The 23,353-nt window shown below is 71.1% G+C and carries 23 protein-coding genes, 1 tRNA gene and 1 pseudogene; 13 read left to right on the forward strand and 12 right to left on the reverse strand.

All coding sequences use genetic code 11. The annotated features are described in order from the left end of the window. Positions 1 to 176 precede the first annotated feature (176 nt). Both KXC43_RS08745 and KXC43_RS08750 read right to left on the reverse strand, forming a co-directional pair. The gene (locus KXC43_RS08745) at positions 177 to 1,037 is read right to left on the reverse strand and encodes an oxygenase MpaB family protein (protein WP_221375476.1); all 861 of its coding nucleotides are present in this window, start codon (positions 1,035 to 1,037) and stop codon (positions 177 to 179) included. A gap of 144 nt (positions 1,038 to 1,181) precedes the next feature. Next, positions 1,182 to 1,613, reverse strand: coding sequence for a Fur family transcriptional regulator (locus tag KXC43_RS08750; RefSeq protein WP_221375477.1), 432 nt, complete (start codon positions 1,611 to 1,613; stop codon positions 1,182 to 1,184). A gap of 193 nt (positions 1,614 to 1,806) precedes the next feature. Here KXC43_RS08750 and KXC43_RS08755 point away from each other — a divergent pair, with 193 nt between their 5' ends. Beyond that, positions 1,807 to 2,283, forward strand: coding sequence for a DUF2231 domain-containing protein (locus KXC43_RS08755; protein WP_221375478.1), 477 nt, complete (start codon positions 1,807 to 1,809; stop codon positions 2,281 to 2,283). Positions 2,284 to 2,702: 419 nt separating this feature from the next. On the opposite strand, the gene KXC43_RS08760 is transcribed toward KXC43_RS08755, so the two are convergent. Then, a complete protein-coding gene (locus KXC43_RS08760; protein WP_255643769.1) occupies positions 2,703 to 3,029 on the reverse strand; it encodes a translation initiation factor 2 in 327 nt (108 codons plus the stop codon). A 64-nt stretch (positions 3,030 to 3,093) separates the two neighbouring features. Here KXC43_RS08760 and KXC43_RS08765 point away from each other — a divergent pair, with 64 nt between their 5' ends. Beyond that, on the forward strand, positions 3,094 to 3,270 hold the full coding sequence (locus tag KXC43_RS08765; protein ID WP_221375480.1) for a hypothetical protein: 177 nt from the start codon (positions 3,094 to 3,096) through the stop codon (positions 3,268 to 3,270). Positions 3,271 to 3,811: 541 nt separating this feature from the next. Here KXC43_RS08765 and KXC43_RS08770 read toward each other — a convergent pair. Beyond that, a complete protein-coding gene (locus KXC43_RS08770; protein ID WP_255643770.1) occupies positions 3,812 to 4,348 on the reverse strand; it encodes a hypothetical protein in 537 nt (178 codons plus the stop codon). A gap of 256 nt (positions 4,349 to 4,604) precedes the next feature. Between KXC43_RS08770 and KXC43_RS52635 the strand changes: the two genes are divergently transcribed. Further along, positions 4,605 to 4,826, forward strand: coding sequence for a hypothetical protein (locus tag KXC43_RS52635; RefSeq protein WP_308129021.1), 222 nt, complete (start codon positions 4,605 to 4,607; stop codon positions 4,824 to 4,826). Positions 4,827 to 4,888: 62 nt separating this feature from the next. Here KXC43_RS52635 and KXC43_RS52640 read toward each other — a convergent pair. Together KXC43_RS52640 and KXC43_RS08780 are read right to left on the reverse strand one after the other, a co-directional pair. After that, a pseudogene (locus KXC43_RS52640) lies at positions 4,889 to 5,011 on the reverse strand (FmdB family zinc ribbon protein); the annotation flags it as partial. Positions 5,012 to 5,081: 70 nt separating this feature from the next. Then, positions 5,082 to 5,693 (reverse strand): 5-formyltetrahydrofolate cyclo-ligase, encoded by a 612-nt coding sequence (locus KXC43_RS08780; protein WP_221375482.1) that lies wholly within the window; start codon positions 5,691 to 5,693, stop codon positions 5,082 to 5,084. Positions 5,694 to 5,855: 162 nt separating this feature from the next. Here KXC43_RS08780 and KXC43_RS08785 point away from each other — a divergent pair, with 162 nt between their 5' ends. The 7 genes from KXC43_RS08785 to KXC43_RS08815 all read left to right on the forward strand — a co-directional run bounded on the left by KXC43_RS08785 (position 5,856) and on the right by KXC43_RS08815 (position 12,063). After that, a complete protein-coding gene (locus tag KXC43_RS08785) occupies positions 5,856 to 7,748 on the forward strand; it encodes a diguanylate cyclase (RefSeq protein ID WP_438870864.1) in 1,893 nt (630 codons plus the stop codon). 48 nt (positions 7,749 to 7,796) lie between these two features. Next, a complete protein-coding gene (locus tag KXC43_RS08790) occupies positions 7,797 to 8,711 on the forward strand; it encodes a UTP--glucose-1-phosphate uridylyltransferase (RefSeq protein WP_221375484.1) in 915 nt (304 codons plus the stop codon). Continuing rightward, complete coding sequence (locus KXC43_RS08795; RefSeq protein ID WP_221375485.1) at positions 8,708 to 10,015, forward strand: molybdopterin molybdotransferase MoeA; 1,308 nt, start codon at positions 8,708 to 8,710, stop codon at positions 10,013 to 10,015. Before KXC43_RS08790 ends, KXC43_RS08795 begins: the two co-directional genes overlap by 4 nt. Then, on the forward strand, positions 10,016 to 10,633 hold the full coding sequence (locus tag KXC43_RS08800) for a GNAT family N-acetyltransferase (protein ID WP_221375486.1): 618 nt from the start codon (positions 10,016 to 10,018) through the stop codon (positions 10,631 to 10,633). It abuts the gene before it with no gap. Between the two features lie 154 nt (positions 10,634 to 10,787). Further along, positions 10,788 to 11,516, forward strand: a complete 729-nt coding sequence (gene sepX, locus KXC43_RS08805; protein ID WP_221375487.1) for a divisome protein SepX/GlpR — start codon at positions 10,788 to 10,790, stop codon at positions 11,514 to 11,516. Positions 11,517 to 11,595: 79 nt separating this feature from the next. Next, positions 11,596 to 11,669: transfer RNA gene (locus KXC43_RS08810), tRNA-Ala, on the forward strand. Positions 11,670 to 11,859: 190 nt separating this feature from the next. Further along, positions 11,860 to 12,063 carry a hypothetical protein gene (locus tag KXC43_RS08815; protein WP_221375488.1) on the forward strand — a complete coding sequence of 68 codons (204 nt, stop codon included), beginning with the start codon at positions 11,860 to 11,862 and terminating at the stop codon, positions 12,061 to 12,063. Positions 12,064 to 12,091: 28 nt separating this feature from the next. Here KXC43_RS08815 and KXC43_RS08820 read toward each other — a convergent pair whose 3' ends face one another. From KXC43_RS08820 to KXC43_RS08830, 3 genes are all read right to left on the reverse strand, one after another. After that, positions 12,092 to 12,670, reverse strand: coding sequence for a DUF642 domain-containing protein (locus KXC43_RS08820; protein ID WP_221375489.1), 579 nt, complete (start codon positions 12,668 to 12,670; stop codon positions 12,092 to 12,094). A gap of 101 nt (positions 12,671 to 12,771) precedes the next feature. Continuing rightward, positions 12,772 to 13,557, reverse strand: coding sequence for an SDR family NAD(P)-dependent oxidoreductase (locus KXC43_RS08825; protein WP_221375490.1), 786 nt, complete (start codon positions 13,555 to 13,557; stop codon positions 12,772 to 12,774). Next, positions 13,554 to 14,456 carry an aldo/keto reductase gene (locus tag KXC43_RS08830; RefSeq protein WP_221375491.1) on the reverse strand — a complete coding sequence of 301 codons (903 nt, stop codon included), beginning with the start codon at positions 14,454 to 14,456 and terminating at the stop codon, positions 13,554 to 13,556. The genes KXC43_RS08825 and KXC43_RS08830 overlap by 4 nt, the downstream gene beginning before the upstream one ends. A gap of 137 nt (positions 14,457 to 14,593) precedes the next feature. Here KXC43_RS08830 and KXC43_RS08835 point away from each other — a divergent pair, with 137 nt between their 5' ends. Next, positions 14,594 to 15,463, forward strand: coding sequence for a hypothetical protein (locus tag KXC43_RS08835; protein ID WP_221375492.1), 870 nt, complete (start codon positions 14,594 to 14,596; stop codon positions 15,461 to 15,463). A gap of 69 nt (positions 15,464 to 15,532) precedes the next feature. Further along, the gene (locus tag KXC43_RS08840; RefSeq protein WP_221375493.1) at positions 15,533 to 16,777 is read left to right on the forward strand and encodes a GAF domain-containing sensor histidine kinase; all 1,245 of its coding nucleotides are present in this window, start codon (positions 15,533 to 15,535) and stop codon (positions 16,775 to 16,777) included. 67 nt (positions 16,778 to 16,844) lie between these two features. Here the strand turns inward: KXC43_RS08840 and KXC43_RS08845 are convergent, their stop codons facing one another. From KXC43_RS08845 to KXC43_RS08855, 3 genes are all read right to left on the reverse strand, one after another. After that, positions 16,845 to 19,256: a bifunctional polysaccharide deacetylase/glycosyltransferase family 2 protein gene (locus KXC43_RS08845; RefSeq protein WP_221375575.1), complete on the reverse strand. Its 2,412-nt coding sequence runs from the start codon at positions 19,254 to 19,256 to the stop codon at positions 16,845 to 16,847. 50 nt (positions 19,257 to 19,306) lie between these two features. Beyond that, positions 19,307 to 20,257: a hypothetical protein gene (locus KXC43_RS08850; RefSeq protein ID WP_221375494.1), complete on the reverse strand. Its 951-nt coding sequence runs from the start codon at positions 20,255 to 20,257 to the stop codon at positions 19,307 to 19,309. Positions 20,258 to 20,836: 579 nt separating this feature from the next. Beyond that, positions 20,837 to 22,414 (reverse strand): dolichyl-phosphate-mannose--protein mannosyltransferase, encoded by a 1,578-nt coding sequence (locus tag KXC43_RS08855; RefSeq protein WP_221375495.1) that lies wholly within the window; start codon positions 22,412 to 22,414, stop codon positions 20,837 to 20,839. Positions 22,415 to 22,489: 75 nt separating this feature from the next. Between KXC43_RS08855 and rsmI the strand changes: the two genes are divergently transcribed. Further along, complete coding sequence (rsmI, locus tag KXC43_RS08860; protein ID WP_221375496.1) at positions 22,490 to 23,338, forward strand: 16S rRNA (cytidine(1402)-2'-O)-methyltransferase; 849 nt, start codon at positions 22,490 to 22,492, stop codon at positions 23,336 to 23,338. Positions 23,339 to 23,353: the final 15 nt, after the last annotated feature.

A 23,353-nucleotide genomic window follows, 5' to 3' on the forward strand; every position in this document is an offset into this window, starting at 1 on the left:
GACACACAATCCAAGAAGCCCACGACCACCCCTCGACCCCGCCGCACGGGTTAAAACTCAAGCTAGGTTCTGTTTCGCAGCGGGGCCGGGGCTGCGGCGAGGCCCAGATCCCGCCGGGACGCCACCAGACGAAATCTGGACCACGCCTCACTCCCACCCCCGCTGCGAAACAGACCCTAAGCCTCGGTCAGGTTGGCCCGGTCGAGGGCGGCCTGGCGCATCGGCGCGGTGCGGTACCTGCTCGGCAGCGTGTTGAGCACCCCGGCCAGCAGCAGGCGCAGGCCCCGCACCGAGAGGTCGGCGCTGACATCCGTGGTCGGCCAGCCGAGCCCGCCGTAGAGCCGCCGGGCCCACGGCGGCAGCAGACCGATCGCGGTACCGGCGATTCCCAGATAGGCCCAGCGGGCGGGGCCCAGGGTGAGGCCCAGGCGCAGAGCCCGGTTGCCGAAGAAGTCGGGCACCGGGGGCACGGTCAGGAAGGCGGCCGTTTCCGCCCCGTCCCTGGTGAGAGACAACTCGGGACGCATGGCCTCGTAGTAGGCCTCGACCTCGGCCGCCGTGGCGGGCACCGTCGACGGGTCCAGGCCGACCAGCTCGGCCGCCTTCAGCTGCTCGGTGTAATACCGGTCGACCTCGTCCGGAGTCAGCTTCAGGCCGGCCCGGGTCGCCGTGGTCAGGAACGACTCGACCTCGGCCACGTGAACCCAGCGCAGCAGGTCGGGCTCGTCGATGCGGAAAGTCTCGCCCGTGCGCGGGTCGGTCGCGGTCATGCGCGAATGCAGCCGGCGCAGGCGGCCGGCGGCTCGCTCGACTTCTTCGGTGGTGCCGTAGATGACTGTGCCGACGTACTCCGAGGTGCGGTTGAGGCGGCCCCACGGGTCGGCGCGGTATCCCGAGTTCTGGGCCACGCCGGCTACCGCCCGCGGATGCAGGGCCTGCAGATACAGGGAGCGGAGGCCGCCGATCAGCAGGATCGGCTCCCGGTGCAGCTTCCAGGTGACCGACTCCGGTCCGAACAACCCGACGTCAACACTCATGCCTTCCACAGTGCCACGCCCGGCGCCCAAAGTTGAACCCGTTCAGTTTCAAATTCGGCTCGGCCTCATCAGGTCGGGTCTGCGGCGGCGCTTGTCGGCTCTGCTTCGTCAGGCTGAGTCCGTGGCGGCGCTTGTCGGTTCTGCTCAGGCTGCGTCTGTGGCTCGGCGCTTCTGGCAGGCGGGACACAGGCCCCAGAACGTCACTTCCGCCTCGTCCAGCTCGAAGCCGTGGGCGGAGGCGGGGGTGAGGCAGGGGCGCTCGCCCACCGAGCAGTCGACGTCGGCTATCTCGCCGCAGCCCCGGCAGACGACGTGGTGGTGATTGTCGCCCGCTCGGGCCTCGTAGCGGGCGGGGCTGCCGGCCGGCTCCAGGCGCCGGGCCAGGCCGGCGCGGGAGAGGGCGCCCAGCACGTCGTACACCGCCTGGGTCGAGACCGAGTCGAGCCGGGTGCGGGCCCGGCGGGCGATCTCGTCGACTTCCAGGTGGCCGCCCTCGGCGAGGATCTCGAGCACCGCGAGGCGCGGCTTGGTGACCCGCAGGCCGTGCTCCCGCAGCAGGTTCTCGCCGGTGGACATTGCTCAATGACAACATGCTTCGCCGCAAACCCCAACCGCTCGATCATCTGAGAGCCTGGTCGAGCACTAGTTGGTCAAGATCGGCTGAAGCGGTGAACCGGCACCGGCCGATGGGCGTAAGCGGAGACGAAGCAATGCTTGCGTCGTCAGATACTTCTAAGCTGGCGGCCCCACCAGTTCATGAGGAGGCGTCGTGTTCGACCAGATCAACGGCCTGCCGGTGCACGTGCTCGTGCTGCACGCGGCGGTCGTTTTCGTCCCGCTGCTAGCGCTGGGGGCAGTGGTCTACGCGCTGGTTCCCCGCTGGCGGCCCCGGATGGGCTGGGCGCTCGGACTGCTGGCGATCGTCGCGCCGGCGTCGGCCTTCGTGGCGATGGCCTCGGGGACGCAGCTCTACAACCGCCTGCTCGACCAGGGGCTGAGCGGGCCCGGCAAGGAGATTCTCGACGACCACATGGGGTACGGCCAGCTGACGGCCTGGCTCACGCTCGGCCTGGGCCTGGTGAGCCTCGTGATGGTGGCCCTGACGTGGCGCCGGGGCAGCACCCGCCTCCCACTGCCGGGCGAACTCGGCGGCGCCGTCGCGCTGATCGTGCTGGCCGCGCTCTCGGGCTACTTCGTCTTCCAGACCGGCGACTCGGGAGCGACCGCCGTGTGGGGCACGTACTAGAGCCACCGCGCCGGCGTATCCGGCTTTTCGACCGCCCCGGGGCTCAGCCCTCCGGGGCGGTCGTCGTTTCCTGGCGCGAAGGTTCATCGCTCACGTCCGGAGGAGGGGGTTTGCGGCTCTCGCTACCTGGATCCGGACGCGAGGTGGTGCGTCTGCTGGAGGAGCCTTCGGTGGTACCGGCTCATGCTGAGGCGAAGTGGCATGGACTGGCCCGGGGCGCTGGGGCTGGGTGCGGGTTGCCAGGGCCTGGGCGCTGGAGTGCGGGGTGCTGCGGCCGGGGTGTTGGGATGCGGGGTGCCGGGGCCCGGGGGTGCGGGGGGTGCGGGGTGCTGGGGCCCGGGCGTTGGGATGTGGAGTGCTAGGGCCCGAGTTGCTGGGCTGGGTTAGGGGGTGCTGGGGTGCGGGTGCTGGGTTGCGGGTCAGAAGAGGAAGCGGGCGCAGAGCAGGCAGAGCAGGATCAGGGCGATGGCTCCGGCTACCAGGCCCACGCCGTAGGTGACCGTGCGAGCGGAGCCCTCGGAGTCGTCGAGGGCATCCATGTCCTGCGTGGGCATGCTGCGCGGCGGGGGTGGGCTGGCGATCGTGGGCGGGCGCCAGTTGGCGGAGGGTGGCGGGGTACGCGGCGGGCCCGGGTAAATGGGGGCGGGCTGTGGGGTGGGCTTTTCCGGCTCCCCGGCGGGCACGGCGGAGTTCGGGTCCGGTCGCTGCCAGTACGCGTCGTCCGGGACGCCGGTGGGGGTGGTCACGTTCACCGACGGTACAGCCGCAGGGGGAAGACTTCGGCAGCGGCGCGGGCCTAGGCTCGTAGACGTGGACATCCTGGATGAGCCCGAACGCGACAACGACGCCGAGCGCGAAGTTGACTTCGATTCGGAAGAGGCGACCGTGCTGCCCGACCAGACCCGCGACGACACCGAGCGCGGCTGGGGTGAGCGCTCATACGAAAACGACGAGCGCCTCCTGGAGGATCGCCCGCCGCACTGGTGATCCGCGCCGGCTACCGCAGGCCGACGACCGCAAAGCCAGCAACCGCAGGTCAGAGTCCCGCGGCTCATTAATCGTGCGCCGGCGTCCGCAAGCAGACCTGTGCGTTGGTGGTCGTGGTGTCGGCAGCGCCGCTCGGGACCACGCGCCGGCGACCGGCGTCGAGGCTCGGCTACCGCGCTGGTGTCCGTAGCGTCGGCAATCGTGGGTAGGCGGTGTGTTCTGGCGGCGCCAGTCGCAGATCGGACCCAGGCGCGCCGGCGATCAAAAGCGGCGCCAGCAGGGCCGGCTGCTGGTGGCCCCGACGTGGGTGCGCGTTGGCGGATCTTCGACCGCGCCTTTGCGCTGGTCACCGCACTGTCGGCAAGCGCAGAGCGTCCGTCACAGCATTGGTGAACCGCGGCGCTGATAATCGCGGCGGCTGGGGCCACCCCGCTTTGTGTCGGGCCCGGTGCTGATTCCGCTGTGGCGGCCTGCTCGGCGTTGTGGGGCGCTGATCTGTCGGCGTGGCTGACGTTGGCACGTCAGGAGAGTCTGTGGTGGGTCAGGTTGGGCGGATCAGGACGCTGAAGCTTTGCCCGCGGGTGGCTACGGCGCGTTGGGCCTCGGTGGGGGAGAGGGCCAGCAGCAGGCCACCGGTGGTGGGGTCGTCGGGGGATGTCACCTGGAGGACGAGGGCGGACGCGGCCACCTGGGTGGTGCTGCCGTCGGCCTCGTCGAGGCGTAGCAGGTCGACCCGGTTGCCGGGCTCGACAAGCGCCAACGCGGCGGGGTCGGACAGGCGGACGGGGACACCCATGCTGCCGGTGGGGACGGACCGCGCGCCGGGCGTGGTGGACGGTGGAGCGGAGCCCGCCGCGGGAACCGTGTAGACCGGTGGGTCGCAGGCCGGTGGGGGTGACCACGACACCAGAGCGGCGGTGCCCAGCAGGAGCGCGACCGCTACGAGGCGTAGCAGCAGGCCACGGGCCGGCGGGCGCCAGCGCACAGGATCGAGGCGTCCTTCGCCGCCGTCGCGGCTCGGCGATCCCTGCGCCTGGGGCAGGGCGGAGCCCAACCGGGATGTGCTGGATCTGCCCATCGACTGCCCCTTCCGCTCTGGCGTCGCGGTCTGGCGGCGCCGGGGCGAACGTTAGGCGGAAGCAGAGATCGCTCGCCCCAAGCCTGTGGACAGAGCGCAATTGTGGATAACCGCCTCGCGCGGCCTGGATGTGCTACGCGGGCCCAGCCGCCGACGACGCGGTGTGCTCACGGCCGGAGCCGGGCCTGGTCGAGCGGCGTGGCTACTGCACGACGAACCGCGCCAGGCGCGGAGGCCTGGCGCGGTCGGTGGCGTGGTGGGTCAGGACGAGGTCGTGGCCTTCGTGCTGCTGCCGGAGCTCGAGGACGACGAGCTCGAGGAGCTGGACGACGACGAGGACGACGTGGTCGACGGCGTGGTGGACGACGACGAGGACGAATCGCTCGACGACGTGGACGGTGCGTCGGACTTCTTGGCGGCCTCGTTGCCTGCGGACTTCTCGGCGCTCACGTTGCCGGAGCGGGAGTCGTTCCGGTAGAAGCCCGAGCCCTTGAAGACGATGCCGACCGAGTTGAAGACCTTGCGGAGCTTGCCGGCACAGTTCGGGCACTCGGTCAGCGCCGGGTCGGAGAACGACTGCACGGCTTCGAGCTGATGTCCGCACTCGGTGCAGGCGTACTGGTAGGTAGGCACGGCTCCTCCGGATCTGTCGGCTGCTGGCACTCGCCAGCTCCGAGTGCCAATGTTGCGCCATCGGAGGTCATTTCGTCCACTCGGGGCGGCGTCTGAGCGCTCACACCGACCGGTTGGCAAAAACGGTCAGCCCTTCGGCGGGGGTGATTACCGCATGAACCGGGCGGTCGTGCGGCTCGGCCGGCACCGATTCGACCAGTTCGCCGTCGTGCAGCAACGCCACCACCAGCGGTCCCCCCGAGGCCGGCAGCCGGGACAGCGCCCGGTCGTACGAGCCACCCCCGCGCCCCATCCGCAGGCCGGCGCGATCCACGGCCAGCCCGGGAACCAGAACGAGGTCGGCGGTGGTTATCGCCGAGATCCCGAGCCGCGGTCCCACCGGTTCGAGCAGTCCCCGCGGCCCGGCCGTCAGCGTGGAGAACGCCGCCCAGTCCAGATCGCCGTCGGGAAGCAGGACAGGGAGCAGCACGCGGGCCTGGGCAGCGAGTGCCTCGACCAGGCCCGGCCCGCCCGGCTCGGACCCGATGGGCATGTACGCCGCCACGACGGCCGCCCCCTCACGGCGTACGAGGGAAAGGGTCTGCTGTTGAACCTGTGCGGCCGCCGCGGCTAGCTCGTTGGAAGTGAGAGAGCGACGAGAAGTGAGGAGGCGGTTGCGGAGCGCGATCTTGGCGGATCGAGATCCTTCCGCATCACGGGTTAAATCGGGCACACAACACCCCCTTTTGAAAAGCGGCAAACGGTGCACACTATGTCAGCATCGCTCCAAAGAGGGCCACTGCCGGGAGGACGCGTGACGCTGCGTGGCCGGCTCACCACTGCCTTTCTGGTGGTCGTTCTCGGTCCGGTCCTGCTCGGGTCCATCTTTGTCGCCATGACGGTCGCCACGGTGAGCCGGGATCGGGCAGCCGAGCGGCTCGACCACGCCGCCGCCACGGTGCGCACCAGCATGGCCGCCACCTGCCAGCAGCTTCAGGCGGCGGCGGACACGGTGGCGACAGTGCCCGCGGCGAACAGGCAGGACGTGGTGGGCCGGCTCATCGCCCGAGGCCTCGCCACCGACATCCGCATCGCTGGGACAGCCCCACGCCCGGACGATGGGAAGATCGGCGGCCGGCCGGACTGCGCGTCCCCGACCGGCGGACCCATGAACGTGATCGCCGCCCGAGCGGTCACCGGCGATCTCACCATCACCGCAGCTCAAACCATCGACGAAGGATTCCTGGCCCGGCTCGAGGCGGCTGCCGGGGCCGACGTCGCCGTCACTGCGCCCGAGCTAACCGAAAGAAAGCAGCCCAGCGGAGAACGCCGCCGAATGACCCCGCAACCGGGCCAGCCGCTCGCTTTGACGGTGACCCTCCCCCCGCACAGACCGATCTTTCTGTACGCGGTCCTTCCGGCCGTGGTTCTGGCCGCTGCCCTGGCCGCCGTGCTCGTGGCGCGCTGGCTGGCCCACTCCACCACTCGCCCGCTCGGCGAGCTGGCCTGGGCCGCCGGCCGCGTGGCCGAAGGCGACCTCGACACCCGCGTCCCCATCCCGCACCCCGATGAGCTGGGGCGCCTGGCTGCGACCTTCAACCGGATGACCCGCGAGCTCCAGGCCTACGTGCAGGCCCTGACCGCCAGCCGCGACCAGCTGCGCGGCCACCTCGCCATCCTCGGCGAGACCCTTTCCAGTACGCATGACCTGCACCGGATCCTGCAGGTGATCCTGCGGACGGCGCTGGCCGCGACCGGCGCCCGGGCCGGCCTGGTGCTGCTGATCGACCGGCCGTCGGGCCAGCTGGTCGCGCAGTGCGGGGTGGGCCTGGCCGGGCGCTGGGACGTCCCCGAGGCCGAGCTGCCCCAGCAGCGCCTGCCGATCGGCGAGGGGGTGCTGGGCGCCGTCGCCGCGAGCGGGGAACCCCGCCGTGGCCAGGGCGAACTTGCCTCGTCCGAACCGCCCTGCCGCACCTATGTGGCGGTGCCCATCTGTGCCCCGGGGGTCCCCGAGGAGCCGGGTGACCCGGTTCCCTTTCCCGAGACGCTGGGCGTGCTGGCCCTCTACGACCGGGTCGGCGGCGACAGCTTCGACGACTCCGACCTCAGCACGCTGCGCACGTTCGCCGGACAGGCCGGCGTCGCGGTGCACAACGTGCGGTTGCACGAGGAGGCGCAGCGGCTCTCGCTCACCGACCCCCTGACCGGCCTCTGGAACTACCGCTACCTGCGGGAATCGTTGCGCCGGGAGGTGGAGCGGGCGAGCCGCTTCGGGCGCATGCTGGCGGTGCTGGTGCTCGACCTCGACCACTTCAAGGACGTGAACGACACGTACGGGCATGCCGCCGGCGACGCCGTGCTGGGCGAGTTCGCGCGGCGCATCCGGGTCGGCCTGCGCGAGGTCGACGTGGCGTTCCGTCAGGGCGGCGAGGAGTTCGTGGTGCTGCTGCCCGAGACCGACGCGTACGGCGGAGCGATCGTCGCCGAGCGCCTCGGCGCCGCTGTGCGCGCCCAGCCGGTGTCGATCGACGGAGTCCAGGTGCCGATCAGCGTGTCCATCGGAGTGGCGGTCTTCCCGGAGCACGGTGAGAATTCACTCCAGGTGCTCGCGGCGGCCGACCGGGCGCTGTACGCGGCCAAAAACGCCGGGCGCGACACATATCGGTTGGCCGAACCCGCGGATGTGACGAAGTCAGGGGTTTCGCCGGGCGATCATGATGGAGATTTTGATGCGACGACGGCTGTGCCGAGCGGGCCACGACCGCCGCAACGCAGACGTGGCCGATAGTCTCGCGGCATACCACGGGCACGACTGAGCGAAGGTGCGGTGACCTTGATGACCTCGAACGCGCACGAGTCCGGCCGTCGGGCGGTGAAGGCCGTCATTCCGGCGGCCGGCCTGGCGACCCGGTTCCTGCCGGCCACCAAGGCCGTGCCCAAGGAGCTGCTGCCGGTCGTCGACCGGCCCGTGCTGCAGTACATCGTCGAGGAAGCAGCCGCCGCCGGCATCACCGACGTCCTGCTGGTCACCGGTCGCGGCAAGACCTCGATGGTCGACCACTTCGACCGCCGGCCCGACGTCGAGGACAGGCTCGAGAAGAAGGGCGACCTCGAGCGGCTCGCCGCTGTCCGGCGCACCAGCGAGCTGGCCGACATCTACACGGTCCGCCAGGGCGAGGCGCTCGGCCTCGGCCACGCGGTCGGCACCGCCGCCTCGCACGTCGGCGACCAGCCCTTCGCCGTGCTGCTGGGCGACGAGTTCGTCGAACAGGACAAGCCGCTCCTGCCCGACATGATCGACCTCCAGGCCCGTACGGGCGGAATTGTGCTCGCCCTCGGCGAGGTGAAGCCGGAGGAGACGTCGCGCTACGGCATCGCCTCGGTCGAGGCGTCCGACCTGGGCGACGACGCCGTCAAGGTCACCGGGCTGGTCGAGAAGCCGTCGCCCGAGGAAGCGCCGAGCAACCTGGCCGTCCTGGGCCGGTACATCCTGCCCGCGAGCATCTTCGAGGCCATCGCGAACACCAAGCCCGGCAGCGGCGGCGAGATCCAGCTGACCGACGCGATGGCGCAGCTGCTCGCCGACGGCGTCCCGGTGCACGCCATCGTCTACCGTGGCCACCGCTACGACACCGGCATGCCGCTGGGCTACCTGCAGACGGTCGTCATGCTGGCGTCCAAGCGGGACGACCTGGGCGAGGAGTTCCGGAGCTGGCTGGCCGAGTTCGTCGCCGGCGGTGCGAAGGGATGACGGCCACGGCCGATGCCGAGGCGGCCGCCAACGAGCTGAAGCCTCTCGCCGAATACCTGGGCAGCGTGCTGCGCAGGCTACGGGCGCTGCCTCCGCTCGACCTCGACCTGACCCAGGCCCACGGCAACGTGCTGGCCAACGACGTGCTGGCGCCACACCCCTTCCCGGCCTTCGACCAGGCCGCGATCGACGGGTACGCGGCCCGGTGGGAAGACCTCTCCGGAGCGGGACGGGTGGGATCCCACCCTTCCTTCGGGCGGTTCGAGGGCGGCCGGCCGGTGCGGCTCAACGTCGTGGGCGACCTCGGCGCGGCCAGCTGGCGGCCGGTGCGGCTCAACCCCGGCACGTGTTTCTCGGTGGCCGCGGGCGCGCCGCTGCCGATCGGCGCCGACGTGGTCGTGCCCGTGCACTGGACCGACCAGGGCATGGCCGCGGTCGAGATCCTGCACGCGCCGAAGCGGGGTTCCGGCGTACGCCGGGCCGGTGACGAGATAGCGGCGGGGCAGGTTCTGGCGCCCGCCGGGGCCTACGTCACGCCGCCGATGGTGGCCACCTTCGCCGCCTCGGGCATCGGGCACGTCGTCGTGCGGCCCAGCCCGCGCGTCGTGGTCGTGGCCACCGGCGACGAACTGGTCGACGTGGGCCGGCCCAGCCAGCCCGGCCAGGTCGTCGACGCCAACTCGCACGCGCTCACCGCGGCCGCGGTCGAGGCAGGCGCCCTGGCGTACCGGATCGGCATCTGCGACGACGACCCGGAAGGCCTGCGTGGCCTGCTGGAAGACCAGACCCTCCGGGCCGACCTGATCATCACCACCGGCGGCACCGGCACCGGCCCGGGCGACATGCTGCGGCGGGTGCTCTCGCGCCGCGATCCGGGCCGGGGCGCCGTCGAGTTCACCGACGTCGCGCTCTGCCCGGGCGCCACGCTGGGCTTCGGTACGGTCGGCGGCGAAGAAGTGCCGGTCGTGTGCCTGCCCGGCGAGCCCGGGGCCGCGCTGATCGGCTTCGAGGTGCTGGCCCGCCCGGTCATCCAGTTGCTGGCCGGGGCCGAACCGGTGTTCCGGCCCAGCGTGAAGGCCCATCTGCTCGAGACTGTGTCGTCCCCCGGCGGGCTGCGCGAATTCCGCCCGGCCCACGTGGCGGAGCGGCGCGGCGGCGGACATACGGTGCAACCGCTGGCCGGCGGGCCGTACACTCTCTCCGGCCTGGCCGAGGCCAACGGACTGCTGGTGCTCGGCGAGCGGGTCACCACGGCGGCCGCCGGCTCGACCGTGGATGTTCTGCTTCTCAACCGGAGGCGATAGATGCTGGGGTCCACGCCCGGGTGGCCCGCCGTGTTGGCGGACGGCCCGGTGGTGTTGCGGCCCTACAAGCGAAGCGACGGCCGGGCCTGGTCCGACGTGCGCATCGCCAACCAGAAGTGGCTCGCCCCCTGGGAATCGGCTCCGCCCGGCCCCTGGTCCGAGATGAACTCGACACGTGCGTACGGCTACGTCTACCAGGACATGCGCCGGTCTGCCCGCCGAGGCGAGAGCATGCCGTTCGCGGTCCTTTTCCAGGACCGGCTGGTTGGCCACCTCAACCTCGGCAACATCGTGCGAAGAGCCTTCAGTTCCGCGTACGCCGGATACTGGGTCGACCATCGTGTCGCCGGCCAGGGCGTGATCCCCACCGCGCTCGCGCTCGCCGTCGACCATGCCTTCGGGCCGGGCGGCCTGCACCGCATCGAAGTCAACATCCGGCCCGAGAACAGGCCGTCCCGCCGCGTGGTCGAGAAGCTCGGCTTCCGCGAAGAGGCGTACCACCAGCGCTACATGCACATCGACGGCACCTGGCGTGATCACCTTGGATATGCCCTGACCAGCGAGGAGGTCGCCGCCGAAGGCGGCCTGATGGCACGGTGGCGGCGCGTGCGGGCCTGACCCGCGTGTGCCTATTGATCCTTACGCCCGACACGCCCGGCGCGTCGAGCGTGTTTCCGCAGCTCGCGCCCGTAGCCTCGGGGAGATTGGGTCTTGCGGTCCGCCACCGGAGACGTGTATGGCGGACCGCCCGTAGCTGACGGGAGGGGTGAGGGTGCCGACCTCGGTGCTCCTCGCCGTCCTCGCCGCGGCCGGACTGCTCGCCCTCGCGCCGGCGCTCGTTCGCCGGTACGACGCCACCGAGCGGCTCGCCGCGGAGCGGGCGTCGTCCACGGCGAGGGTGCTACAGCGCCGGCGCCGTCACCGCACCGTGCCCGGACGCCGACCGATCAACCCCGGACGCCTGGTCACGGTTACGGTCCCGGCCGTTCCGGAAAAGCCTCAGCGCCGGCTGCGCCTGGTGACGCCGGGCCGCCGCCCGATCCGCCGCACGCCCCCACGGCGGCACACCCCGGCGGTCGTCCGCCGTCGCCGTGTCTTCGCGGCCCTGCTGCTGCTCAACGTGATCGAGCTGATCGGCGTGGCCGCGGTCGGCCCCGGCTTCTGGATCGGCTTCGCGGTCACCGGGATGCTGCTCGCCTTCGACCTGGTGCACCTGCGCAACCGTGCCCTGGCCGACCGCCGGCGGCGCCGCGTCGAGGCCCGGGAGGCTGCGTGGCTGGCGGCCCAGCAGGCGATGGTCCGCCGGGAACAGGCCCGCCGGGCGCGGGACCGCCGCGAGAAGCAGAAGCAGCTGGCCGCCCAGCGGGAGGCGGCCCGGCGTACGGCCATGGGCCTCGACCGCGACGAGCCGCCGGCCGCCGCGCCGTCGGTCCACTACCGCCGGGTGGGCGGCCTGCGAGGCCGCGCCTACGAAGCGGGCGGCCGACACCACACCGCATAGGTGGGGTCGGTTCGCGGCAGCGGCGCGCGACCTGTTAGCCTTCTTGCGGTTCCACGGACTGCGGTCCGAGGGCTGGTAAGGGGCTGTGGCGCAGTCTGGTAGCGCACCTCGTTCGCATCGAGGGGGTCTGGGGTTCAAATCCCCACAGCTCCACGAGTTTTGGTGCCTCGTGTCCGCAAAAAGCGCGGACACGGGGCACTCGTCATATCTGCTCCGGGGGCCGAGCCCCCGGAAACCCTGCGGTGTCGTGGTTCAGCTTGGCGTGGTGGTTCCGCTGGGGTGGTTCCGCCGACTACTTCTTGGCGCCTGACGACACCATCGCCGCTGCTGGGATGTGGACCAGGTGATCGTCGCGGTCACCGACACCCTGCGGGACGCCTTGGCCGATGCCGCGCCCGCCACGCTCGATGCCGCTGCCCTACGTCTGACCAGTACCGAGGAGCTGGCCGGGCTGGATCCTGCGGGCATTGCCGACTTCCTTGTCCGCTTGGCTGGTCCGGCCCGGCGAGCCAACGGGTGGCATCTCTACTGCTACTGGGCGCTGTAGGGACCGCTTCGACTGATCTGACCTGGTCTCAGGCGGGGGTGGCTGCGCTCTTGGGGCAGAGGATTGCCAGGCAGGTGTCTACCTTGACGTCGTCGATCACCGGGCCGTGGCCGGCGGGGGTGGTGGTGCTGGCGAACTCCAGGCGCAGGCTTGTGCTCTTGGCCAGGACGTACGCCTGGTGGCGGGTGTAGCCCATGTTGTTGCGCGACTTGCCGGTGGTGTCGAACGACAACCGCTGCACGATCCTGTTGTTGACGCGCACCTCGCCGGTCTTGATCGCGGGGGCGCCCACGTAGTTGCCGGCCAGGGCGTACGAGATGCGGTAGGTCAGCAGCGGGGTGGATCTGAACGTGCGGGCAACCGTGCCCGGGGCGGCCCCGTCGAGCTCGAGGGACTGGCGGCCCTGGGCGGCGCTCCACAGGTCGGTCGTGGTCAGGTCGACGTCGCCGCTGGTCACGGTCCACGCGCCGAACTGGTGGCCGGCGGTCAGGCGCTGGTAGCTGTGCGGAACGGGCGGCTGCTCGAAACCGTCGGTGAGGACGGGTGCGGCCGCGGTGGCCGAGACTCCGATCGTCACGGCCGCGGCGGTTCGCAGGATCGCTCGCATGTCCACCTCCGTCGGATCGCGGGCCGGCCGGGCGCCGGCGACGACGATCAGGGTACGGAGGAATACCGACAAAACGGGCAACCGGCTCGCCGGGGATCGGGTCACCAGATGGTCCAGCCGCCGTCCACTATCACGTTGGCGCCGGTGGTGTAGCTGGAGCGCGGCGAGGCCAGGTAGAGCACCGTGGTCGCGATCTCGGCGGGGTCGCCGACGCGGCCCACGGGCGTCTGCTGGGCCAGGCGGGCCAGCAGGGCCGGGTCGCCGCCCTCGCCGGGGAACGGACCCGGCGTGACGCAGTTGACCCGGATGCCGGCCGGTCCCAGTTCGACCGCCGCGTAGCGGGTGAGCTGCACCAAGCCGGCCTTCACGGCGCCGTAGTAGGGCGGGTTGCCGGCCTCGGGCCGGTCGTACAGGTGCGGCTTGGGGCTGACCACGCCGTACATCGAGGCGACGTTGACGATGGACGGCGACCCGTCGGCCGCTGCCGCCTCGAGCAGGTCGTGGGTGGCGTCGAGCAGGCGCTGGAAGGCGCCCAGGGCCAGGTCGGCGGCTTCCAGGTAGTCGGCCGTCCGGGATGTGCGCAGCGAACCACCCCGGCCCACGTGCGCGTTGTGCACCAGCACGTCGACCCGGCCGTGCTCCTCGCGGAGCCGGGCGCCGAGCGCGGCCACGTCGGCGTCGACGGTGACGTCGCACCGGGCCGGACGGCACCTTTCGCCCAGCTTGCCGGCCAGCTCCTCCAGGCGGCCCTGGTCCCGCCCGACCAGGTAGGTCGTCGCGCCGGCACCGGCCAGGGCCTCGGCCATCACCCGGCCCAGACGGCCGGTCGCGCCGGTCACCACGGCCACCCGCCCGCGCAGGCCGAAGAGGTCGTCCAACGTCGTCACGCGGACCACCGGGCCGGGTCGAGCAGCTCCACCGGCATCTCGGGCAGCGCGGCCAGGGCCTGCTCCCGTTCCGCGGCGGTCAGCGGTTTGCGGCTGATCAGGTCGGCGTTGCGGCGCAGCTGCTCCTCGGTCTCGGCCCCGACCACGAGCGAGGTCACCCAGGGCAGCGACAGCAGGTAGGCCAGGCAGAGGTCCGTACGGTCCTCGCGGCCGAACTCGACGGCCAGCCGGTCGAGGGTGGCGACCACCGCGTCGCGCTCCGCGTCGTGCAGGTGCGGCCAGGTCACGTCGCTGCCGGCAGCGAGCAGGCCCTGCAGGTAAGCGCTGCGCACGGTCACCACGAGGTCGGGTTGCTCGCCGGACAAGGCGGCGAGCCAGCGCTTGTCGAGGATGTTGCAGGGCAGTTGGACGTAGCCGAGATCGGGCAGTTCGAGCACCTGGCGCAGCTCGTCGGGCGACTGCACCGAGACACCGACCCGGTCGGCCTCCCCGGTGTCCAGGCAGCGGCGCAGGTCCGACCAGCCGGCCGCGGCGTCGGCCGCGCGGTGCAGCAGGATCGTCAGCGGGCCGGTGAGTCCCAGGGCCTCGCGGCTGGCGGCCAGGCTGTCCCGCACGTCGGCGCCGGGGCCGATCTTGGTGATGACGGCCAGGCCGAGGCCGGGCAGCGCGGCCCCGAGGCGGTGCTCGCTGTCGCCGTACGCCCGGGCCGTGTCGACGTGGGTGACGCCGAGCTCGCGGGCCGCCACCAGCATGCGCGCGGTGGCGTCGTCGTCCGGCATGCCGGTGCGGTTGGCGATGCCGTACGTTCCGCCGAGCTGAGCCGTGCCGAGCACCAGCGCCGACTGGCGGTAGGCGCCGCGCGCCCGGACCGGTACGACCGGCCCCGCCTGGTCTTTCATCAGTCGTCCTTCGCCGGCGGCAACGCCGTTAGTTGATGGTTGATCCGAACGGTACAATCGCTCGCCGTACGCCCTGAACGAAGCCGTACGCCCGGAACTGAACGTATCGCCCACCGCTGCGCTGTCTGGATGAGGGTATGCACCACGCCAACTACTACTACGGTCACGCTCACCTGCTTGCCCGTTACGCCCAGCTGGACGATTGGATGCACCCGCCGCGCATGCAGGGCTACCTGCAGCACGGGTGGAACATCGGCGACGGCCTGGCCCCCGGTGTCCCGTTCGTCGACGGCAGCCGCCTGCTGGTCTGGTCCGAGCAGCTGCGGCGCCGGGCCTGGTCGCAGGGCCGGCGCGACGTCATCGCCATCGGCTCGCCCTTCGCCTATCTGCTCGAGATGGACGAGACCCCGGTCGACGAGTCGAAGCGTGACGGCACGATCTTCTACCCCTTCCACGGATGGGAGGGGCAGGAGGTCATGGGTGACCACCAGCGCCTGATCGACGAGCTCAAGGCCCACGAGACCGGCCCGCTGACGGTCTGTCTGTACTGGAACGAGCACAAGGTCAAGGCGATCCGCCGGCTGTACGAGAAGGCCGGCTTCCGGGTCATCTGCCACGGCTACCGGGGCTTCTGGTGGCGCGACCACGACCGTGACTTCCTGGTGCGCCAGCTGGCCGAGCTGCGGCGCCACAAGCGGGTCGTGTCCAACCGCCTGTGCAGCGCGATCTGGTACGGCCTGCTGGCCGGCGCCCAGGGCGCGGTCTACGGCGACCCGATGGTGCTCGAGAACGCCGACCCCACCTTCGGCGGCGAGCCCCGGCTGCGGCGTCAGTGGCCCGAGGTCTACGGCTACGACCCCGACCCGATCGCCGCCCGCAAGGTGGCCGAGGTCGAGCTGGGCGCCGACATCCTCTGCACCCCCGAGGAGCTGCGTACCCATCTCGGCTGGCCGGTCGCGACCCAGCCGCTCAAGCAGTGGCGCAAGGCGGGCTCACTGACCGCCTGAGCGACCGGGCGAAAAGTCGGTATTGCTACTTTCGTGTGGTACCTCTGAAGCAGGCCTTCGGAGGTGCCCATGAAAGCTCCCCTTCCCGACAACGAGACCGACCGGCTCGCGGCGCTGTACGCCCTGGATATCCTCGACAGCGCGCCCGAGCAGGATTTCGACGACATCGTCGCGCTCGCGTCGACCGTGTGCGGGACCCCGATGTCGCTGGTGACGCTGGTCGACATGGACCGGCAGTGGTTCAAGGCGCGGGTCGGCCTGGATCAGACCGGCACCGACCGCGAGACCTCGTTCTGCGCGCACGCGATTCTCGGCCGTGACCTGCTCGTCGTGCCGGACGCGACCAAGGATCCCCGGTTCGCCGACAACCCGCAGGTCGAGTGCGCCAACGGCGTCCGCTTCTACGCCGGGGCCCCGCTGATCACCACCGACGGCTTCGCGCTGGGCACGCTGTGCGTGGTCGACGATCAACCGCGGCAACTCGACATCGAGCAGTTGCAGGCGCTGCGCGCGCTGGCCCGCCAGGTGACCTCGCAGATGGAGTTGCGCCGGCATGCGGTCACGCTCGCGAACACCACGGCCCGGCTGCAGGAGCTGGAAAGGCGCAAGGACGACCTGGCCGGCCTCGTCGGCGGGGATCTCCGGGCGCCGCTGCGGCTCGTCACGGCGTACCTCGAGAGGCTGGGGACGACCGGCCGGCACGACGCCGACCTCGCTGATCAGGTCGCCCGGGCCACCGCCGGGCACATCCGCGGCTTCATGGACCTGATGCACCACCTGACCGAGATGTCGGAGGCCGGCTTCGGCGCCGACAGCCTGCACATGCGCCAGATCGACCTCACCGGCCTCACCCAGCGGGCGGTCGAGGCGGTGCGGCCGATCGCGGCCACCAAGCAGATCTGGATTCTCAACCAGGCCGGCGGGCCCACCCTGCCGATCATCGCCGACCCCGTGCGGCTCGAGCAGGTGTTCACCCACCTGCTGTTCGCCGCGGTGAAGTACACGCCGACGGGCGGGCGGGTGCGCGTCGGCACCGACCTCGAGTCCGGGCCGGCCCTGCGGCTGGACGACATCGACATGCCCGACGGGATGCGGCCCGAACTGTTTCCGCACCTGTACTACGGCGCGATCGCCAATCCGGCCGACGTGCCCGGGCCCGACCGCGGTCTGGCCGTGGCCAAGAAGATCCTGGACGCGCACCACGCGACCGTGGCGCTGTCGGACCGGCCCGGTGACGGCACCTCGCTGCATGTGGTCTTCCCGTCGGCCGCGGCGAACCCGGCCGCGACGATCGACGACCTGATCGCCGCGTAGGGACCACCGGACACATCGGCCCGCGCCTCGCTCGGCTGCAGTTCGAGCGAGGCGCGGGCCGACGCGTCTACCCGGTGTAGACCGGGCCGGAGCCGCCACCCGGGGGCGAGCCGGCTGACGGAAGGTCCTCGGGGCCCAGGTCGCGGGTGGCCTGGGCCGGCACGGCGGGGCGGGCGACCGCGCGGCCCGCGGCCGGGTGCGTTTCCGGCCGGCTCTGACCCAGGGTCGACGGCCAGGTGTCGACGACCGGTGCGACCGCGGTCATCGGCGGCGGGGGCGGCGGCACTGTGCCCGCCCGAGCGCCGAGCCCGGCCCGGTGCAGCTTGTGCCACCGCAGCCGGCCGCCGGTCATGGCCGTGGTCGCCGACTGCATCAGCACCAGATACATCAGCTGCCGGTACGCGAACTGCTGCAACGGCAATCGCCACAGCGGCTTGAGCGACTCCTTGTCGAAGCGGAACGCCACCGCCGCCGTGAACAGCTGGAGGGCGAGCATCCCGAGCCAGGCCACCATGGTCTCCTCGAGCTCCCAGAAGACCAGGCCGTAGAGGAGCATGATGTCGACCACCGGCGCGAGCATCGGCAGGGCCACGCCGAACAGGGCCAGGAAGGGCAGGCCGATCCGGCCGAACCGGCCCGACGGGCCCTTGTCGAACAGCGCCCGGCGGTGCTTCCACATCGCCTGCATGGTGCCGTAGCTCCAGCGGTAACGCTGGCGGTAGAGCTGCTCCAAAGTGGCGGGCGCCTCGGTCCACGCCTTCGCGTCCTCGGTGTAGACGACCCGCCAGCCCTGCCGCAGCATGGCCATCGTGACGTCGGTGTCCTCAGCCAGCGTCTCGTCGCTGATCCCGCCGACCTGGGCCAGCGCCTCGCGGCGGAACGCGCCGATCGCGCCGGGCACGGTCGGCATGATGCCCAGCACCTCGTAGAGGCGGCGGTCGAGGTTGAAGCCGATCACGTACTCGATGTGCTGCCAGGCGGCGACCATCTTCTCGCGGTTGCCGACCTTGACGTTGCCGGCGATGGCGCCCACCGACGGGTCGGCGAACGGCTGCACCAGATTGCGGATCGAATCCGGCTCGAAGATCGTGTCGCCGTCGACCGTGACGATGAGGTCGTGCCGGGCCAGGGCGATCCCGGTGTTCAGGGCGTTCGACTTGCCGCCGTTGGGCACGCGGACCACCCGTACGTTGGGCAGCCGCATCTGCTCCACGAGCGAGGCGGTGCCGTCGGTGGAACCGTCGTCGACGACCACGACCTCGATGTGCGGATAGTCGCCGCCGGCCAGCGACTGCACGGCGGCCTCGATGCCCTCCTTCTCGTTGTACGCGGGCACGATCACCGACACCGGCTCGGTCACCGGGGGACCCCAGCTCCAGCCGGGCTTGCGGCGCTGCCGGGTGTGCCGGGTCGCGAGCAACAGCAACAACGCCGTACGGCCGATGGTGAGCGCGCCGACGATCAGGAACAGGATGGCGATCGCCCACACCAGACCGTCGGCCAGCCGCACGGTCCAGATCACCGCACTGCCACGCCAGACGTCGCTGCCGGCGGCGTCCGGGTTCTCCGGCAGCTTCGGCACCGGCTTCGCGCCGGCCGCCGCGGCCGTGTTGCTCTGCTCGATCGTGCGGTTGAGGCCCTCGGTGACCGTCGTGAACTGGTAGCCCCGCGCCTTCATCATCGGGATGAACTTCCGGAGGGCGTCGACGGTCTGTTGCCGGTCGCCGCCGGCGTCGTGGAAGAGGATGACGGCCGAGCTCTCGCCGGCCGGCGTCGCGTTCTTGATGATCTGCTCGACGCCGGGCCGCTGCCAGTCCTGGCTGTCGGTGTCGTTGACGACGACCAGGTAGCCCTGCCGGCCCGCGTTCTTGATCAGCTTCCAGTTCTCGTCGTCGATCGCGGCGTTCTTCGACGAGTAGGGGAAGCGGGCCAGATTGGTGTGCACGCCGGTGGCCCGGGCGATCGCGACCTGGGTCTGGGAGAGCTCCAGGGTGCGCCGCCAGGGGGCGAGCAGTTGCAGGTTGGGGTGGGTGAAGGTGTGCAGGCCGAGTTCGTTGCCGTTGTCGGTGACCCGTTTGGCCAGGTCGGGATGCCGGGCCACCTCGGAGCCGACCACGAAGAACGTGCCGTGCGCGTCGTTCTCCTTCAGCACGTCGAGCACCCGCGGTGTCCACACCGGATCCGGGCCGTCGTCGAAGGTGAGCGCGATGGTCTTGGGCGGCATGCGGCTCGTGCTCTCCTGGCCGCCGGTGGTGTTGATGACCGGTCCGCCGTTGAGGATCTCGGCCGGGACGGTGACGTTGTCGCCCACCTCGGTCTCGACGTGGTCGCCCTTGAACTCGGCGTTCACGTAGGCCTGGACGACCAGGACGGCCACGAAGACGACCAGCAGCAGGGTGCCGAGCAGCACGCGGGGGCGCGGGAGCAGACGGCGGCGAACCGGGCCGCGGCCGCGGGTGCGCCGGCCGCGGGCGGGCATCGGCGGCGGGGTGTTGGGCGCCGGGGCCTTGTGGGCGGGGGTGTGGGAGTTCACTGGAGCACCTTGGAAGTCAGGTCGTCGTCGCGGGCCAGGACGAGTTCGATGGCCGATCCCGGGGTGGTGTCGCTGTCGCTCGAACCGGTCGAACCGCCGCCCGAGCCCGCGCTGGACGAGCTGCCGGCCGACCCTCCGCTGCCGGCCGATCCGCTGCCGGAGCCACTGCTGCCGGAACCGCCGCCGTTGCCGGAGCCCGTGCTGCCCCCAGAGGCGGACGAGCCCGAGCCGGTCGGGCTCGGGCTCGCGCTCGTCGGTTTGTCGACGCCGGTTCCGCCACCGGCGCCACCGGATCCGCCACCGGCATCACCCGTTCCACCGCCGGCGCCGCCTGCCCCCTCCGGGCCGGGCGGCACCGGCGGGGGCGGATTCGTGTCGACCGGCGGGGTGGTGGTGTCCGTGGGCGGGGTCTCCACCGGCGGGTTCTGCACCGGCGGGTTCTCCACCGGCTTGGTCGTGGTGGTCGACTCCGGCTGCTTCGGGGGCGTGACCGGCTTCGGCTTGACGACTGACCGGGTCGGCGTGGGCTTCCGCGTCGCCGTCGGCGTCCGCGTGGATTCCAGCCGGGGTGTCTGCGGCCGTGCGGTCGCGCGGCGCGGTAGCGGATCGGCGACGGACAGGGCCCGCGATACCTGAGTCGGAGTCGGAGCGGGCGTCGGCTTGGGGTCGGGCGGCTTGGGGGCCGGTGTCTCCTTCTTTTCGGGCTCGAGACCGGGCAGCGGCAGCACGGCGCTGGAGCGGACCGGTCCGCCGGCGAGGCTGACGCTGATCAGTCCGCCGTACAGCATGACCAGCACGCCGAAGGCGTACGCGATCCGCCGCAAGAACCGGCTACGGCGGCCGGTGCTGTCCACGAAGACCGGGGCCGGCACCTCGACGGAGATCACCTCGGTCGCGAGGACATCGGTCGCAACGAAATGCGGGTTTTCTGGCTCCTGCGAAGTCACGCGGCGAGCTTAAAAAGATAAATAGCGATCTTGGTAATACTCACTCTGGTGAGTGACGGATGATCGTTTCCCGGAAATCAACCGAAATGATGAGCGCCAGCGTTTGACCAGATGGCACGTCATCTGTGCCACGTCTGGGCGCACATCGCTGAGCTGCATCGGAATGATGGAAGGCCGAAGGTTACGCCGTTTTCCGCATTTGTTTCCTGTCGCATTGGCGACAATGAAAGAGGCAAAATGGCGAAGCTTCTTCACGGCCCTAATTGCGTGTCTTAACGAGAATATACCACTATGTCCAAGTTGTCCTTCCTGTGCGTGATCGAAATTTGAAAGTTCTCTCGGCCACCCGTTGAATTGGTCATCCGAGGTGGTTAAACTTCACCTTGCGCGCCCCTATCGCCCGCTTCCCCCGTGGCAGGCGATCGGGGCGCGCTCTTACTTTCTTCGCCTTCTGCTCCCGCGCCGCCCTGGTTCTCCGTCGCGCCGGTCGAGCTCGCGGGCTTTCTTCACTCGCCGGAAACGGCAGCGAGCCGCCGCGTGAGTTGTGCCCACGGCGGCGGCTCGATCGAGCGGGCGGCGTCAGATCCAGCGGCCGCCCAGCCACATGCGGTTCGACCAGCTTTCGTACGGAATGATCTGACCTACGAAAACGGGATAGAAGTAGGCGAAACAGATGGCCACGAGCACGATGTAGGCCGCGGCCACCACCGTGCCCACCAACTGGCGGTCCGTCCGGGCCGAACCCGTGGCGATGCCTTGCGGCGGTGTCATGATCGCGCCCAGCACGTAGACGACGGCCAGGATCAGGAACGGCAGGGCCGGCAGGGCGTAGAACGAGAACATCGTGCGGCCGTCCTTGACCGCGTAGTAGAACCACGGCAACAGCCCGGCCGCCGCCGGCACCAGGATCGCCCAGGCGCGCCAGTCGCGGCGGGCCAGACCGAACCACACCACGCCGGCCAGCGCGGGCAGGAACGACCACCACAGCACCGGCGTGCCCAGCAGCAGGATCTCGCGGGCGCAGCTTGTGGCCCCGCAGTCGCCGCCGTTGTTCCAGTAGAACGCGACCGGCCGCCCGAGCAGCAGCCACTGCCACGGCCAGGACTGATAGACGTGCCGCTCGGTGAGGCCACTGTGGAACGTGTACGCCTCGTGGTGGTAGTGCCACAGGTTGAGCAGGGCGCCGATGACCGGCGGCTCGCTGAGCCCGTTGGCCTCGCGGTAGTGCCGGAAGTAGCCGGTGTCGGTGACGAACCAGCCGGTCCAGGTGGCCAGGTAGACGACGAAGGTGAGCACGAAGCTGAGGAACAGCCAGCCCAGGTCGCCGATGATGCCGGCCAGGAACGGGCCGCGGACCCCGGCCGAGCGGCGCGCCTGTGTCCGCCAGGCGATCACCAGGCCGGCCAGGAACGGCGCGAAGAACAGCGCGCTCCACTTCACCCCGCAGGCCAGGCCGAACAGCACGCCGGCGGTCAGCATCCACCACGGGACGATCCGCGGCACGTACGGGGTCTTGTCCGGTTCGTAGCCGTTCTCGAGCGCCCGCAGCAGGTGGCGGCGGTAGTGGTCGCGGTCGAGCACCAGCGCGGCGAAGGTGGCGAGCAGGAACGTGGCCAGGAAGATGTCGAGCAGCGACGTGCGCGACAGCACCAGCTGGAAGCCGTCGAGCGCCATGAGCAACCCGGCCAGGCCGGCCAGCAGCACCGAATGGAACAGCCGGTAGGCGACCCGGATCAGGATGAGGATCATGACCGTGCCGGCGATCGCGGCCGGGAAGCGCCAGCCCAGCTCGGTGTTGCCGAACAGCATCTCGCCGAGGGCGATCAGCCACTTGCCCAGCGGCGGATGCACCACGTAGGCCGCGCTGCCGGTCTTCTCGTCCCACTCGACGCCGTGCTGCAGCATGTCCCAGGCATCGGTCGGGTAGTAGACCTCGTCGAAGATGTAGCCCTTCGGGTTGCTGATCCCGTTGAGCCGCAGGACGGCCGCGATCGCCACGACGACGGCGGTCACCAGCCACGAGTGCGGGTTGAGCCAGTTGTCGAGCGTGCTCAGCCGGCGCCGGACGATCTCGGGGACGCCGCGGACACCCCCGGACTCGGCCGCCGCGGGCGGTTCCGGGGTGAGTTCAGTCTCCGTCGTGGGCGCCGTAGTCACCCCGCGATCGTAGGGCGTGCGCCCGGAAGGTGACGCCTGCCGTCACCGCGTCCGGGCGTGTGATGGACTTTCGCGGTGGACTCGACAGAGAAAGGCCGGGTGGTTCTGCTCGGCGCCCCGCTGGGCAACGTCGGCGACGCCTCGGCCCGGCTGCGCGAGGTGCTGTCGACCGCCGACGTGATCGCGGCCGAGGACACGCGCCGGCTGGCCCGGCTGACCCGGGACCTGGGCGTGACGGTCACCGGGCGGGTCGTCTCGTACTTCGAGGGGAACGACGAGCGGCGTACGCCCGAACTGGTCGAAGCCCTGGCCGGCGGGGCTGTGGTCGCGGTGGTCACCGACGGCGGCATGCCGAGCGTCTCCGATCCGGGCTTCCGCCTGGTCCGCGCGGCCCTGGACGCGGGCTACCCGGTCACCGCCGCGCCCGGACCGAGTGCGGTGACGACGGCGCTGGCGCTCTCCGGGCTGCCGAGTGACCGCTTCGTCTTCGAGGGCTTCCTTCCCCGTACGGGCTCCCACCGCCGCTCGCGCCTGCGGGAGCTGGCCGCCGAGCCGCGCACCCTGGTCTTCTTCGAGGCGCCGCACCGCATCACGGGCATGCTGGCCGACGCGGCAGCCGCCTTCGGCGACGAGCGGCCGGCCGCGGTCTGCCGCGAGCTCACCAAGACGTACGAGGAGATCCGGCGCGACACCCTGGCCGAGCTGACCGCCTGGGCCACCCGCGAGGAGCCCCGGGGCGAGATCACCGTGGTGGTCGGGGGCGCCCCGCCCCGCCCGGCCGAGCGCCCGGCGGACGACGACCTGCGGGCCGCGGTGGCCGAGCGCGAGGCGGCCGGTTCGTCTCGGCGCGACGCCATCCAGGCGGTGGCCGACGAATACGGCATCCGCAAGCGCGAGGTGTACGCGCTGGTGCACGGCCAGTAGGCAGCCGCCGGTCGT

This window comes from Paractinoplanes polyasparticus (assembly GCF_019710575.1).
In the GTDB taxonomy this organism is placed as follows: Bacteria; Actinomycetota; Actinomycetes; order Mycobacteriales; family Micromonosporaceae; genus Actinoplanes; species Actinoplanes polyasparticus.